Genomic DNA, 15,304 nt, shown 5'->3' with positions numbered 1-15,304 from the left:
TATTTATATAGAAAAGAAGCTGATCTAAAAATAGATCAGCTTCTTTTTATAAGATTAAACTAAGTTTAATACAGTTACTTTTTCACGTGTCATAGACTCAAGGCTCTTACGAATACCTTGTGCGCCCATACCTGAACCTTTTACACCGATGAATGGGAAGTGGTCAGGGCCGCGCTCTGTGCGTCCGTTAATTTGTACAGAACCAGTTTCGATTTTGTTAGCAATTGCAAATGCTTTGTTAATGTCTTTAGTGAAGACACTTGCTTGCAGACCGAACTCTGATTTGTTAGCAATTTCAATTGCTTGTTCATCTGAAGAAACACGGATGATTGGAAGGATTGGGCCGAATGGCTCTTCCCAAGCAACTTTCATTTCTTCTGTTACGTGGTCGATTACTGTTGGGTAAATTAAGTTACGCTCACGTTTGTTACCGATAACGATTGTAGCACCTTTTTCTACAGCGTCGTCAACTAAACCTTGAACGAAGTCAGCAGACTTGTCGTCAATTAATGGAACGATTGTGCTATCTTGTTCTGGAGATCCAACTGATAGTTCAGCTACTTGTGCTTTTAATAAGCTAACAAGCTCGTCCGCTACGTTTTCGTGTACAAGTACACGTTTAATAGCTGTACAACGTTGACCAGAGTAAGAGAATGCACCGCTTACGATATGGTTTGCAGCATCTTGTAAGTCAGCATCTTCACGAACGATACCAGGGTCTTTACCACCAAGTTCTAATACAAGTGGAATCATTGAAGCTTTTTTCGCTAAATGTTTACCTGTGTTTGTACCACCTGTGAACGATACCATATTGATGCCTTCGTGTTCTACTAAGTAGTCACCAATTACAGAACCGCGTCCTGTCGCTACGTTTACAAGTCCTTTTGGAAGGCCAGCTTTGTGAAGTGCTTCAACCATTTTAATACCACTAATTGCACCTTGAGTTGCTGGTTTGAAAATAACAGCGTTACCCATAATTAATGCTGGTGCAAGTTTTGCAGCAGATAAGTTTACTGGGTAGTTAAATGGTGCGATTGCTAATACAACACCAAGTGGTGCGCGTTGGATAATCGCAAGTTTAGATTTTGTACCGCCCGGGAAGCTATCGCCCATCATGCTTTCTCCGTGCATATGTAAAGCTTCTTCGATCGTGTAACGAATGAAGTCAGCTGTACGAACAACTTCTTTCTTCGCATCTTTATATCCTTTACCGACTTCTTTCATAATGATATCGGCAATTTCATCCTGCATATTTACGAGCTCATCAGCCCATTTATATAAGTATTTTGCGCGATCTTGTAGGGAAGCTTCAGCCCATGATTTTTGAGCTTCTTTTGCAGATGCAATTGCTTCATCCACTTCTCCGCGAGTAATTGCTTGTACTTGTCCAATTACTTCGTGTAAGTATGGAGATGGAATTTCGATTGTTTCTCCTGAAGAGCTTTCTCTCCATTCTCCGTTTAAATAAAATTTGTACGTATTGCTAGTTGTCATGATTAGTCCTCCTAAAATAGCAACTTGTAAGAGTGAGTATAAGGTGATTGTAGGGGGTTTGATAACATTTTTCAAATGAAATGTTTGTGAAAACGATTTCTTATTCTTTTTTTATTTTGTATGCCCTTTCTTACAGAACATTCCCTTATTTCAAAATGGTGTATCATATATTTTTATTTGAAGTGTGAAAAAATAATTGACAGAATACTCAATAAAGTTGTAAGATTATAAATGGAAAATAAATGAAGGGGGTGTGCGTAATGATTGTAATCGTAAATGTAATGGGCTTAGCTCTGTTAAATGGCAGAAAACATTCATATCATTACGCAACCCGTACGGATATATAGGGCATCTTTGTCTTATAAAAAGCGTACGTTGCGTATATCGTAACGTACGCTTTTTATGCATTCCTGTGCATATCGTCAAGCGGCGGTATGCTTTTTTTGGTTTATTTTCCCTTGTTTGGTTTCGATAAAAAACTTTGGAAGGTGGAAAAATGTGATGAGATTGTATGGGTTACGAAATGTAAATGTGATGGGTCTGGATAGTGGATAAAGAAATGAGAGGTAAACGAGAACGAGAAGGGAGAGGTTACATTGTTATCAGTATTACTAAAGTTAAAATGGTTTTTTAGGGAGCACTGGAAGAGATATAGTATTGCCATTGGAGCTCTTTTAATTGTGAATATAGTTGAAGTTATTCCCCCGAAAGTGTTAGGGGTTACGATAGATAATATAAAAACAGGAACGTTATCGAACGAAGCAATTATGCAATCTATTCTTATTTTAATAGGGGTTACAATCGTTGGGTATGGTCTTACTTTCGTATGGCAACATCAATTGTTTGGAGGTGCATTTGTACTTGAGAAAACGATGCGCTCTAAATTTATGGGGCATTTACTTAAGATGACGCCGACTTTTTATCAAAAAAATCGTACTGGCGACTTAATGGCGAGGGCAACGAATGATTTAAAAGCAATCGCTATGACAGCTGGTTTTGGTATATTAACGCTTGTGGATTCTAGTTTATACATGCTTACGATCGTTTTTATGATGGGATTTACAATTAGTTGGGAGCTTACATTTGCAGCGCTTATTCCGCTTCCAATTATGGCGTATGCGATGAATATATATGGAAAGAAATTGCATGAAAGATTTACCGTTGCGCAAGATGCATTCGGTGATATGAACGATAAAGTGCTTGAATCAATCGCTGGCGTACGCGTTATTCGTGCATACGTACAAGAGAATGCAGACGAGGAAAGATTTCATCACTTAGGAGATGACGTCTACGAAAAAAATATGAAAGTAGCAAAGATTGACGCATTATTCCAACCAACTGTGAAAATGCTTGTTGGCCTTAGTTATTTAATCGGTTTAGTGTACGGGGCATATCTTGTATTTCAATCAAAGGTAACACTTGGTGAACTTGTTTCATTTAACGTGTATTTAGGGATGATGATTTGGCCGATGTTTGCAATTGGTGAATTAATTAATGTTATGCAAAGAGGAAATGCTTCGCTTGACCGTGTGAATGAAACGTTAGCGTATGAACCAGATGTAAAGGATCCGAAACATCCAAAGCTTGTGCAAGAGCCGGATTATATTCAGTTTGATGACGTTACCTTTTCATATCCTTCATCAACTGAAACAAATTTAAAAAAGGTTTCGTTCACCTTAAAACAAGGGGAGACGCTTGGGGTTGTCGGAAAAACAGGAAGCGGGAAAACGACGCTTGTACGTCAGCTTCTTCGTCAATATCCACTTGGAGATGGAGATATTGCAGTTTCTGATGTGACATTAGATAAAATGACGAATGAAAATGTACTCGGCTGGATTGGTTATGTACCGCAGGAGCATATTTTGTTCTCAAAAACAGCGCGAGAAAATATTTTATTCGGAAATAGGGAAGCGACTGAAGAAGAACTAGAGAAAGCAATTGAAATTGCTGCGTTTAAAAAGGATTTAGAGTTTTTGCCAGAAGGGTTAGAAACGCTCGTTGGAGAGAAAGGTGTTTCTTTATCAGGAGGGCAAAAACAAAGGATCTCGATTGCAAGAGCTGTTATTCAAAATCCAGAAATTTTAATTTTGGACGATTCTTTATCAGCTGTAGATGCTCGTACGGAAGCAGCGATCATTGAAAATATAAGAACGGAAAGAAGCGGAAAGACGACGATTATTACGACGCATCGTTTATCAGCAGTGCAACATGCGGATTGGATTCTCGTTATGGATGAAGGCGCAGTTATAGAAGAAGGTACGCATGCTCAGCTTATCCAAAAGGGAGGATGGTATGCTGAACAGTTTGAAAGACAACAAGGTGAAAGTGAAAGTGCAGATAGTGGGGTGAAAATATGAGCGTTTCAAAACGATTGTTTCAATACGCGATGAAAGTGAAAGGGACGATTTTTGCTGCGATGTTAATGTTATTTATTTTCGTCATCGCAGAGCTTGCTGGTCCTTTCGTCGCTAAAACGATGATTGACGATCATATCGTCGGGATAGAGAAACCTTGGTATGAAACAGAACAGAGTGAAGATGCTGTTTCGTATAATGGGGCTTTTTATAAGCGAAGTGATCGCTTTGAACAAGGCGAGAAAAAAGGAAAAGAAGTACGCGTGATGCAAGTCGGTTTTCAATATTATTTTGTACCGAATAAAGTAAATGTAGAAGGATCACGTACTGTAAAAGGGGATATGATTACCGTTCAAAATGGTAAGGCGGTGCAAGTTTATAAAGCGAAAGCATTAACAAAGGAAGAAGTATTTGCATTTTATAAGCCAGAAATAAACCGTCTATTATTACTTGGTGGTGGCTATTTTGCTTTATTAGTAGTCGTATCATTATTTGCATACGGAAAGCAGTTCTTCTTGCAAAAGGCAGCGAACAAAATTATTCAAATTATGAGGGAAGATGTTTTTTCTCATATTCAAACGTTGCCAATTCGGTACTTTGATCATTTACCGGCGGGGAAAATTGTTTCGCGTGTGACGAATGATACAGAGGCCATTCGTGATTTATATGTAACGGTGCTGGCAACATTCGTTTCTAGTATCATCTATATTATTGGGATATTTGCTGCGCTATTTTTATTAGATGTGAAGCTCGCTTCATTATGTTTATTAATTATCCCAATTTTAATTGTTTGGGCGATTCTTTATAGAAAATACGCGTCTGTATACAATCATAAAATGCGCTCTCGTTTATCTGATATTAACGGAACAGTAAATGAATCCATTCAAGGGATGCCAATTATTCAAGCGTTCCGTCAAGAGCGTGAAACGAAAAAAGAGTTTGAAGAATTAAATGGCGATTATTTTAAGTATCAAAATAAAATTTTGAATTTAAATGCAGCAACTTCTCATAATTTAGTATCCGTATTAAGAAATATCGCTTTCACAGGTGTGATTTGGTATTTCGGTGGCGCTTCATTAAGTGCTACAGGCGTCATTTCTCTAGGGATACTGTATGCGTTCGTTGATTATTTAACACGATTGTTCTCACCGATTACAAATATGGTGAATCAGCTTGCTAACTTAGAACAATCGCGTGTTGCATCAGAGCGTGTTTTTGAATTGTTAGAGGAAAAAGGAGAAGCAGTAGAAGAAGAGCGTATGCCTCGCTTACAAGGAAATGTGAAGTTTGATAATGTATCGTTTTCTTATAATGGGAAAGATGAAGTGTTAAAAAATATTTCTTTTGAAGCGAAACAAGGGGAGACCGTGGCACTTGTCGGTCATACTGGATCAGGAAAAAGTTCTATTATGAACGTACTCTTTCAGTTTTACGAGTTTGAAAAAGGAAAGCTTACGATTGATGGTCATGATGTAAAAGAGATGCCGAAACAAGCAACTCGTGAACATATGGGAATTGTACTGCAAGATCCGTTTTTATTTAGCGGAACAGTAGCATCTAATGTAAGTTTAGAAAATGAAAAAATTTCAAAAGAGCGCATCGTAAAAGCATTGCGTGATGTTGGTGCTGAAAGATTTGCGAACAATATAAATGAAGAAATTACGGAGAAAGGAAGTACTCTTTCAACCGGAGAACGTCAGCTTATATCGTTTGCTAGGGCGCTCGCTTTTGACCCAGCCATTTTAATTTTAGATGAAGCGACATCTAGTATCGATACAGAAACAGAGGCGATGATTCAACAAGCGCTAGAAGTTGTGAAAAAAGGAAGAACGACATTTATTATCGCTCACCGACTTTCAACAATTAAAAGCGCAGATCAAATTATTGTGCTTGATAGAGGAACCATTTTAGAAAAAGGGTCTCATGATGAGCTAATGAAAAAGCGCGGGCGTTATTATGATATGTACAAAACGCAAATGGAAGGGAACCAGAGCGCTTAATAGGTATGGGAGAGAACTTGTGATTTTCACAAGTTCTTTTTTTAGTGAATCAGGGCAGTTAAATAAGAAGTATTATTTTACCTTTCGTACAATAAATGCTATATTAAAAAATGTTACTTATTTTTTGTATGTAGCATTATTTTTCCCTTTTGTTTGATTATGAAGAAAAAGGATAAACTAAATAAGAACATTTTCATTGAAAAATTGTTCAAGATTGCATACAATCAATATAGTTTTTAAATTCCTATCAGAATACTTGGAGGATTACTATCATGAAGAAATTATTTTCAGTGCTTGCAGTAACTACATTAGCGATCGGGATTGTAGCCGGCTGCGGTAAAGAAGAGAAAAAAGATACAGCTAGTCAAGACGCGTTACAAAAGATAAAACAAAGCGGTGAACTTGTAATTGGAACAGAAGGTACATACGCACCGTTCACATTCCATGATTCAAGCAATAAATTAACTGGATTTGACGTTGAACTATCAGAAGAAGTTGCAAAACGTTTAGGTGTAAAACCTGTATTTAAAGAAACACAATGGGATAGCTTACTTGCTGGTTTAGATGCAAAACGTTTCGATATGGTTGCAAACGAAGTTGGTATTCGTGAAGACCGTCAAAAGAAATATGATTTCTCTAAACCGTACGTTTCATCTTCAGCGGCATTAGTTATTGCAAAAGATAAAGATAAGCCTGCTACATTTGCTGATGTAAAAGGTTTAAAAGGAGCACAATCTTTAACGAGTAACTATGCAGATATTGCTAAGAAAAACGGTGCGGAAATTATTGGTGTAGAAGGATTTAGCCAAGCGGCAGAATTATTAGCTTCAGGACGCGTTGATTTTACAATTAATGATAAGTTATCAGTATTAAACTATTTAGAAACGAAAAAAGATGCAAAAATTAAAATTGTAGATACAGAAAAAGAAGCGTCACAAAGTGGATTCTTATTCCGTAAAGGTAGCACTAAGCTTGTACAAGAAGTAGATAAAGCGTTAGAAGATATGAAAAAAGACGGTACGTATGACAAAATAGCGAAAAAATGGTTCGGTGAAAATGTATCTAAGTAGTGCATTGGTTTCAGATCGATTGTCTACTTGGATAGATATTATGCAGTCTTCCTTCATGCCTATGCTGAAGGAAGCTGTTTTTACAACAATTCCATTAACGCTTATTACATTTATTATCGGGATTATACTGGCAACGTTAACAGCGCTCGCACGTATTTCTGGTAGTCGTATTTTACAATGGATTGCTCGTATCTATGTATCTATCATTCGCGGAACGCCACTTCTTGTACAGCTATTTATTATTTTCTATGGTCTTCCAACTCTTAATATTGAAGTTGAGCCATATACAGCAGCAGTTGTTGGATTTTCATTAAATGTCGGTGCATATGCATCTGAAATTATTCGTGCTTCTATCCTTTCCATTCCGAAAGGGCAGTGGGAAGCAGCTTATACAATTGGGATGACATATCCACAAGCATTAAAACGTGTTATTTTACCACAAGCAACGCGCGTATCAATCCCGCCGCTTTCGAATACATTTATTAGCTTAGTGAAAGATACTTCGTTAGCATCGTTAATTTTAGTAACAGAAATGTTCCGAAAAGCGCAGGAAATTGCGGCGATGAACTACGAGTTTTTAATTGTTTATTTTGAAGCAGGTCTTATTTATTGGGTTATTTGTTTCTTATTATCAATCGTACAACAGATGTTAGAAAAGCGTTCAGAACGCTACACATTAAAATAATCCTTTTACAAAAGGAGTTTTTGTTTTTATGATTTCAATTCAGCACTTACAAAAAAGTTTCGGAGATAATACCGTACTAAAGCATATAGATTTAACAGTTGAGAAGGGCGAGGTTGTTGTTATTATTGGGCCGTCTGGATCTGGTAAAACGACATTCTTACGTTGTCTCAATGTATTAGAAACGCCAAACGCTGGTAATATTCGTATCGGTAATAAAGAGCTTAACTTCTCTCAAAAAGTAACGAAGAAAGATATTGTTAATCTTCGTACGCAAACAGGTATGGTATTCCAGCACCATAATTTATTCCCGCATTTAACAGCACTTCAAAATGTAATGGAAGGGCTCGTTACAGTGAAAAAGATGGGGAAAGAAGAAGCGAAGAAAAAAGCAAACTATTTCCTTGAAAAAGTTGGTTTAGCAGATAAAGTGGATTTATATCCGTTCCAATTATCAGGCGGACAACAACAGCGCGTTGGAATTGCGCGCGCGCTTGCGATGGAGCCGGAAGTGTTACTATTTGATGAGCCGACGTCAGCGCTTGATCCTGAACTCGTTCAAGAAGTTCTGAAAGTAATGAAAGAACTTGCTAAAGAAGGCATGACGATGGTTATTGTAACGCACGAAATGCGTTTTGCACATCAAATTGCGAACCGTGTTATTTTCATGGATGGTGGTGTCGTTGTCGAACAAGGTACACCAGAAGAAGTATTTACAAATCCAAAAGAAGAACGTACGAAGAAGTTTTTACAAATGTTGCAATAAATTAAGGAAGGTCTCAAGGCATATGCCTTGAGACCTTTTTGCCATATATATTTATTTGTGGAATCCGCCAAGGCTTTGCTCAGCCATTGCAACTAGACGTTTTGTGATTTCTCCACCAACTGAACCGTTAGCGCGAGCCGTAGAATCTGCTCCTAATTGTACACCAAATTCTTGAGCGATTTCGTACTTCATTTGATCGATTGCAGCTGTTGCACCTGGTACTACTAATTGATTTGAAGAATTTTGGTTTGCCATAGGAATATATCCTCCTTAGAGTTATAAAAGTTTTTTTGGTTGGACTAGCTGGAGTTGAACCAGATTATCGCCCCGATTGGCGCTAATCCATCGGTAATTAAGTTTGTACTCATAGTATGGATGTTACCTAGAAAGATATACAAAATAATAATTTGTAAATTTTGTCAAAAAAACTTATTGATTTCGTAAATTATGAAATAAGAGTAATCGTTGTATTTTTAAGAAAACAGGCCAAACTAAGGAGGATATTAAATATAATTTTCTCATTGTAGCCTGCTACTTGTAGGCTAATTATTAGCTTCTTATTTATGATTTATTGAAATAAAAATGAAATCGGTAGCAACTTTATAGTTCTATTTTTAAGTAGGGATGGAGTGGGCACTCCTATGTCTGGATAGGTTGCTCTCTTCACTCTAAAAAAGAGAGGCTTTAAACGATAAAGTATGGAGGAATCATGATGGGGATTTGCCCGCTTTGCAACGCATTAGAATCACAAACATATTCTTGTCAAAATTGCCAAAGTATACTCCAAGATTATGGGAAGTCTGTAGATTACATAGATGATTATAGTGCCTATATGGATCAAGAATTATTAAGTGCAGTAGATGGTTTAACGCATAATAATTCAAATGAATATTGCAATCATATTTTTTATTGCGGAGTATGTAATGTGGAAACTGAGGTTGTAGTAAAACTTGTGTAAATAGAAAACTTCCACCTTATTATCTAGGTGGAAGTTTTTGTTTTTGCATTTGTGAGTGAATCATAGGAGAAGGGATACATTCGGTGTTTGATGAAGTCCCGGATTTTATTTGGGACATTTTTTCCTTTGCATCACGTAAAGAATGTTCAGTTAAGTAGATGGCATATTCGTAAAATAACTGGCGTGTCAGTTCACTTTGTTCTTTTAATTTGGCATCTTGGAATACAGTTCGCCCAGGTTTAGAGTTGGCTTCAAATAACCACGGATTTTCCTTTGTGTCTAAACCGATATCGAAACCAATCTCACCGATGTTTCCAGTTACTTGCTCGTCGAGTGCATAACTTATTTGCAGAGCTGTTTGTTTTAATTTATTTTCAATTTGAACTTGCTTCGTTGAATCTGGAAAAAGTTCTTGTAGCAATTTTGTATTACCGCCGCTATTTACATGCGTTGTTAAACTGCCTTTGCCGGCGATTTTGGCGACGATTGCACTAACTATCCAATTACCGAAATGATTTTTATTTGTATGAATGCGGAAATCAACAGGTTGACCATCAAAGCGAAGTAACGAAATACCTTGCTGTACGATAAACTTTTTTAAATCATGCCCTTTTAGTACATGGTTTAGAAGAGTTTCTAATGATTGATACTTTCTCAGTTTGTTTTCTTCATTTTCGCGATAACGACAGTAGTAGCAATTTTCTGTTTGAGAATAAAATATTTGATGAATATTTCTACCAAAGCTCCCGTGTATTGGTTTCATGTACACTGATTTATATGTGCCAAGAAACCGTTCTACTTGTTCGAAATGCTGAAATGCTTCTGTATTTGGTAATAAGGGTTTAATTGATTCGTCTTTCATAAGAAGTTGATGAACTTCCCATTTATTGAAAAACCCTGGGTTAAACCATGGAATGGAGTAGTCTTGTTCTAATTTTCTTTTTGCTCTGACAATTGGTTTGTAATTTTCCGCTTGTCGATTCGGTAGTCGATCGTAAATGACGTTTGGTAAAGGAACCTTTTTCTTTATCCATTGTTTCTCTCGAAAGAAATATCCTTCAATTGTTTCTTCTTCCCAGTTTATATGTTGAACGCCAAAGACGAATACGAACGGTCGTAATGAGAATGGTGGTGTTAACAACTCACTGAGAGCAATTGAACGATTTCCTAAAGGATTAGAAGAATCATCGTTAAAGCCAGTTGTGAAAATGCCGATCAATGGTCCGAAAATAATCGTTTGGTTTTGTGTGAATGCATGAATAGTAGTTGATTGAGGCAGTAAAAGTTTTTCGGCAATATGCTTTCCGATAATAATTTCGCGAGTAAAGGAATAATGAATTTTTACTTCTTCACTTGCTATATGACGTATGCCGAAGGAGAGGGATGTAATAGGTGGTGTAATAGAAAAAACGTAAGGTAAAGTAATGCTATTTGGATGTTCATCTGAAATATTTAATGTATATATATGTTCTTTCAAAATAGGTTTACCTCCTTTCATTATGGTGTAAAGCGACTGAATTTAAGTGGTCCGTGAAATATCTTTTCAGCTAATGAATCACTATGACGAATGTATTGTTCGTAAGGAGGGATCGTGTTGACATACATAAGCCAGATTGCACCTTTTTGATCCATAATTGTGGAAAGTTCTAGTTCAAATAACGAAGAATAAGACTGATCTAGTGTTTGGAATACTTCATTTATAATGTCGTGTAAAGCGTCGTGCAATAGTTGCACACCTGTACTAGATAGTACGTATTTAATTTTTGAAAATGAATGTAATGAATCATCGTCCGTTGTTGAGGGTAAAAGCTGATTAGGAAATGAGCTTTTTTGTATAAATTGACCGATAACATTCCAAGTTTGTTCTTTGTTTTTTTGCAAAATGGTTCGAATGTGCAGTGGATATGTTAATTGATTTGGTGGTTGTAGCATAGTGTGCGCTATGTAACGTGATGAACGTATGTTAGATTTACACCAAGATATAAATTCGTCTGTGCGTTTGATTGGAATAGAAGTATGGTATTTTTCATTTACTGTATCGATCTGAAACGTTTTATTTTTGTAAGCGACTCGATATAAGTTATCTTTAGAATGTATATTAGTGGGGCGTATAATAATATCTTTAGTTTTTAACAACAGTTTGAAAATGTTTTGTATCGTCGCAATTTCAAATTTTGGTATATAAGGAGACAGTTTTTTATTAGTGAGAAATAAATCATGTAGTTCACTTGAATTAATAAGTGTGTTATTTAAAAAGGTAGTGGAAGGACGATTGTGCAAAGAGTGAATAATTGATTTTACTTTTTCAAAGTTTGTTTCCTCTTGAAAAGAATAACGATCATATATATAAGAAGGAATAGGGAATGTTTGCTTTTTCCATTTTCCTGTATCTGTATCGTAAATAAGACCAGAAACAAGGTCTGTTTTAGGATCAATACAAAATGGCGTAAACTGGGCAACGACATTATGATAAAGCCGAGCGCGTTTAGCGATTTCGGTGTAATACGTTTGCTCATAATGAAGTTTAGAAGTTAAAAGGCCGAGAACCAACGAAATCACTCCTTTACTACTATTTGCATAATAGGCGAAGCTATATATTGCAAATACGTTTTTATACCATTATACTTTTGTCCGTATGATGATATGCTATAGTTTTGGAGAAGTGAAAGGTTGATTGTAATGAATATATGGTTAAATATGTTAACGACGACAGGACTCGGAGCAATTATTGGAGGATATACGAATCATTTAGCGATAAAAATGTTATTTCGTCCTCATCGTCCTATTTATATCGGAAAGTTTCAAGTTCCATTTACACCAGGGTTAATTCCGAAGCGGCGTGATGAACTTGCTGTTCAATTAGGAAAAATGGTTGTAGAACATTTGTTAACACCAGAAGGAATCGGAAAAAAGCTAACAAATGAAGAGTTTCAAAAAGGTTTAATTCACTGGGCGCAAGTGGAAGTGGATAAAGTAATTACGAATGAACAATCACTGCGATATATGTTAGAAAAATGGAATGTAGCACATGTAGAAGAAGAAGCGACTCGAAAAATCGAACATGTGATTACAGAAAAAATTCATGCATTTTTAGCAGAGTATTATACATATACATGGAAACAGGCTTTACCTCATTCTGTACATGAAAAGATAGAGAATGCGATTCCGAATGCCTCGGCGTTTATTTTAGAGCGAGGAATTAGCTTTTTTGAAAGTGAAGAAGGGAAAGCGCGTCTTTCAAAAATGATTGATGATTTCTTTGCTTCTCGTGGAACGCTACTTAACTTAGTTGGGATGTTTTTAGGAAATGTAAGTGTTGTGGATCGTGTGCAGCCAGAAGTTATTAAGTTTTTAGGGCAAGATGCTACAAAGCAGCTTTTAACTGACGTACTGCAAAAAGAGTGGGAAAAGTTAAAAGGAAGAGATGTAAAAGAATTAGAAGCATTTGTAGAGAAAGAAATGATTGTAAGCTCCGTGCTGTCAGCAGTTAAAGTAGAGGAAACAGTGAGTAAGTTTTTAAATCAATCTGTTCAGCAAGTATGTGAACCAGTTCGAGAAACAATTATTGAAAAAGTGGTTCCAAGTGTAGTAACGAAAGGCTTAAAGTGGGGAACAGAAAACGTAGAGAGTATACTAAACAATCTACACCTTGCGGAAATTGTCCAGCAAGAAGTGTCTACATTCTCAACAGAAAGATTAGAAGACTTAGTTCTGTCTATTACGAAAAACGAATTAAAAATGATTACGTATTTAGGAGCGTTATTAGGCGGAATGATCGGGCTCGTACAAGGATTGTTACTATTGTTTCTTAGATAATAAGGTGAGTACATAGAAATAAAAGTGAAATTTCTTCACATCTCTTGCATAGTTTGATATGGTAAGAAGAGGTGCGTATGTAAATGCACTGAAAAGGCAGTGCGTATGAAAAGCGCTAGCCTTCTAAAGGAGGAAAAATAAAATGACAAAGAACATTCATGATGTTGCATATGAATTACAAAAAGCAATCGCTGAAAACGATGACTTCAAAACTTTAAAAGAGAGCTACGCAGCAGTTCAAGCTGACACAGCTTCAAAGAACTTATTCGATGAGTTCCGTACAATGCAACTTAGCCTACAACAAAAAATGATGCAAGGCCAAGAAATCACTGAAGAAGACAACCAACAAGCACAAGAAGTTGTAGCTCGCATTCAACAAGATGCTAAAATTACAAAATTAATGGAAACTGAGCAACGCCTAAACGTTGTAATCGGTGACGTTAACAAAATTATCATGAAGCCACTTGAAGAATTATATAGCGCGCAACAACAAGCGTAATAGTGGAAGACGCTCCTAGTTTAGGAGCGTCTTTTTTGTTTAGGGAATTTAATAGTTATATCACAAAAACTCCCTTTCAAAATAGCCATTTCTTATTGATTATTTTGAAAGGGATATGTAACACATCGGTTAATTTTTTTTATTGCTGTTAATTGAAGTTTTAATATTTTTTTCGTTCAAAAACTTTTCAATCTCTTTTTGTTTCCTCCCATTTATTTTCTCAAAGCGCTTTGTAAAAGAAAAATTGGCCTTGAATAAGTTACCATCTTGGGCGAGTTTGTCTAATTCTTGATCTAGTTCTACTGAAAGTGCTGTAGACGATGAAATAAATTCATAGATTTCTTTTGAAGGCTTTTTGTAATCATCAGGGATTGTATTGTTACTAATAAAATTATGGAAGTTTGCATCATTTTGCTTCGCTAACTCTATTAGTTTTTGTAATTTTTCTCGGTCAGATTCAGTGAAATTCTTATCAGAATTTGTTGAAGCGAGAGGGATAATATTTTCAGATAACTTCCAACTATAATCTATATAATTTTTTATATTTTGTCTCATTTCGTCTTCACTAATATTTTCATTTTTCTTTGAGGAACTAAATATATTTTCTGGAACTTTAATAGCAACATCTTTGATAGATTGTACATCATTTTTTTCCTTAGGCTGTACACTGTTTGAACAAGCTGATAGAAATAACATTGTAAGTAACATGAGTGGGTATAAAATATAATTTTTCATCTTAATCTCCTTTTGCATTAGTGTCGTTGCAAAATAGCTACATTCCATTTCAAATATTTAACTAAAGCTACGTATAGATGTTTTATTATTTGATAACATATGACTGATATTAGTAAGCCGATGCAAAAGGCTATGAATACATTGTAAACATCGGAATAACTGATTTGATGAAACCCTTTAAAGAATCCTAACCCTATTAATAATATAGGTGAAATAATTAATAACGGTGTAGCAATTATAAGTGCTAGAAGAAGCGGTAATAGAAAGAGTAATACGAAAAAGGCGATAATGATAAATATAAAGTTTAAAAGACTTAAGCTCATAACAGAAAACAGTGCTGTCATAATGTTTTTTAGGCTGCGTTTCTTGTCAGCTTTACTGATTACATATGAAATATTAAGTTCTTTAGCGATAGTTTTAGGGTTTCCTAGCTTTTTAGAAATTTCCTCTTCAGATATTCCATCTTGTTTACCACTAATAAAATGAGTTTCGTACTCCGAGATAATATCCTCCTTTTCTAAATTAGGCATATTCTGCAGAGAGGAACTAAGTTGTTCCAAAAATTCATTTTTGTTCATAACAATCACTTTCCTTTATAGAATGATGAATTACAGTTGAGAATCTTATCTTTTTTCTAAACAGCACACACAATCTATATTTACTTTTTGAAAGGCGATATACTAATCGTAAATAACATTCCAAATAATGGTTATTCCATTATTTACAAATATATCACTTGCTATTATTCTTTGCAAGGTACTATAAATTTGTTAATAATGTGAATAGGTGGAAGTATTTTTGTACATTTTTAGAAGAGATATAAAAATGTTATTTTAAGATAAACAAAAGGTTGTAAGCGCATTCTTTAAATCTTGTCAAAATAATATCGAATTCATATTGTTGGAAAAATAATGCATTTGTAATATAATG

General features: G+C 35.6%; 13 protein-coding genes and 1 pseudogene. 8 read left to right on the top strand and 6 right to left on the bottom strand.

Annotated features, from left to right (window positions below):
- Window positions 1–54: 54 nt before the first annotated feature.
- The gene (gene gapN, locus B9A45_RS25960) at window positions 55–1,494 is read right to left on the bottom strand and encodes an NADP-dependent glyceraldehyde-3-phosphate dehydrogenase (protein WP_084065423.1); all 1,440 of its coding nucleotides are present in this window, start codon (window positions 1,492–1,494) and stop codon (window positions 55–57) included.
- Between the two features lie 596 nt (window positions 1,495–2,090).
- Here gapN and B9A45_RS25940 point away from each other — a divergent pair.
- From B9A45_RS25940 to B9A45_RS25915, 5 genes are all read left to right on the top strand, one after another.
- Window positions 2,091–3,851 (top strand): ABC transporter ATP-binding protein, encoded by a 1,761-nt coding sequence (locus B9A45_RS25940; RefSeq protein ID WP_084065421.1) that lies wholly within the window; start codon window positions 2,091–2,093, stop codon window positions 3,849–3,851.
- Complete coding sequence (locus tag B9A45_RS25935; RefSeq protein WP_000116648.1) at window positions 3,848–5,848, top strand: ABC transporter ATP-binding protein; 2,001 nt, start codon at window positions 3,848–3,850, stop codon at window positions 5,846–5,848. The genes B9A45_RS25940 and B9A45_RS25935 overlap by 4 nt, the downstream gene beginning before the upstream one ends.
- A gap of 272 nt (window positions 5,849–6,120) precedes the next feature.
- Complete coding sequence (locus tag B9A45_RS25925; RefSeq protein WP_053512544.1) at window positions 6,121–6,918, top strand: amino acid ABC transporter substrate-binding protein; 798 nt, start codon at window positions 6,121–6,123, stop codon at window positions 6,916–6,918.
- Window positions 6,905–7,603, top strand: coding sequence for an amino acid ABC transporter permease (locus B9A45_RS25920; protein ID WP_000281496.1), 699 nt, complete (start codon window positions 6,905–6,907; stop codon window positions 7,601–7,603). The genes B9A45_RS25925 and B9A45_RS25920 overlap by 14 nt, the downstream gene beginning before the upstream one ends.
- Window positions 7,604–7,631: 28 nt before the next feature.
- Window positions 7,632–8,366, top strand: coding sequence for an amino acid ABC transporter ATP-binding protein (locus tag B9A45_RS25915; RefSeq protein WP_000623610.1), 735 nt, complete (start codon window positions 7,632–7,634; stop codon window positions 8,364–8,366).
- 51 nt (window positions 8,367–8,417) lie between these two features.
- On the opposite strand, the gene sasP is transcribed toward B9A45_RS25915, so the two are convergent.
- Window positions 8,418–8,621: a small acid-soluble spore protein, SasP family gene (gene sasP / locus B9A45_RS25910; RefSeq protein WP_000013338.1), complete on the bottom strand. Its 204-nt coding sequence runs from the start codon at window positions 8,619–8,621 to the stop codon at window positions 8,418–8,420.
- A 457-nt stretch (window positions 8,622–9,078) separates the two neighbouring features.
- On the opposite strand from sasP, the gene B9A45_RS25905 reads away from it, so the two are divergent.
- Entirely contained in the window at window positions 9,079–9,324 is a 246-nt protein-coding gene (locus B9A45_RS25905) for a hypothetical protein (RefSeq protein ID WP_000510474.1), read from the top strand.
- A gap of 19 nt (window positions 9,325–9,343) precedes the next feature.
- Here B9A45_RS25905 and B9A45_RS25900 read toward each other — a convergent pair whose 3' ends face one another.
- Together B9A45_RS25900 and B9A45_RS25895 are read right to left on the bottom strand one after the other, a co-directional pair.
- On the bottom strand, window positions 9,344–10,801 hold the full coding sequence (locus tag B9A45_RS25900; RefSeq protein ID WP_053512543.1) for a YheC/YheD family endospore coat-associated protein: 1,458 nt from the start codon (window positions 10,799–10,801) through the stop codon (window positions 9,344–9,346).
- Between the two features lie 20 nt (window positions 10,802–10,821).
- Complete coding sequence (locus B9A45_RS25895) at window positions 10,822–11,874, bottom strand: YheC/YheD family endospore coat-associated protein (protein WP_053512542.1); 1,053 nt, start codon at window positions 11,872–11,874, stop codon at window positions 10,822–10,824.
- Window positions 11,875–12,003: 129 nt separating this feature from the next.
- On the opposite strand from B9A45_RS25895, the gene B9A45_RS25890 reads away from it, so the two are divergent.
- Together B9A45_RS25890 and B9A45_RS25885 are read left to right on the top strand one after the other, a co-directional pair.
- Window positions 12,004–13,140 (top strand): DUF445 domain-containing protein, encoded by a 1,137-nt coding sequence (locus tag B9A45_RS25890; RefSeq protein WP_141531442.1) that lies wholly within the window; start codon window positions 12,004–12,006, stop codon window positions 13,138–13,140.
- A gap of 142 nt (window positions 13,141–13,282) precedes the next feature.
- Entirely contained in the window at window positions 13,283–13,639 is a 357-nt protein-coding gene (locus B9A45_RS25885) for a YlbF/YmcA family competence regulator (RefSeq protein ID WP_000164610.1), read from the top strand.
- 92 nt (window positions 13,640–13,731) lie between these two features.
- Here B9A45_RS25885 and B9A45_RS25880 read toward each other — a convergent pair.
- Together B9A45_RS25880 and B9A45_RS25875 are read right to left on the bottom strand one after the other, a co-directional pair.
- A pseudogene (locus B9A45_RS25880) lies at window positions 13,732–14,374 on the bottom strand (NDxxF motif lipoprotein).
- 17 nt (window positions 14,375–14,391) lie between these two features.
- On the bottom strand, window positions 14,392–14,952 hold the full coding sequence (locus B9A45_RS25875) for an HAAS signaling domain-containing protein (RefSeq protein WP_001038634.1): 561 nt from the start codon (window positions 14,950–14,952) through the stop codon (window positions 14,392–14,394).
- Window positions 14,953–15,304 lie beyond the last annotated feature (352 nt).

Origin of the sequence: Bacillus sp. JKS001846 (genome assembly GCF_900176455.1) — a bacterium.
Classification (GTDB): Bacteria; Bacillota; Bacilli; order Bacillales; family Bacillaceae_G; genus Bacillus_A; species Bacillus_A cereus.
Note: the sequence above shows the minus strand (reverse complement) of the source record. Positions and strands in the feature narration are given on the sequence as shown.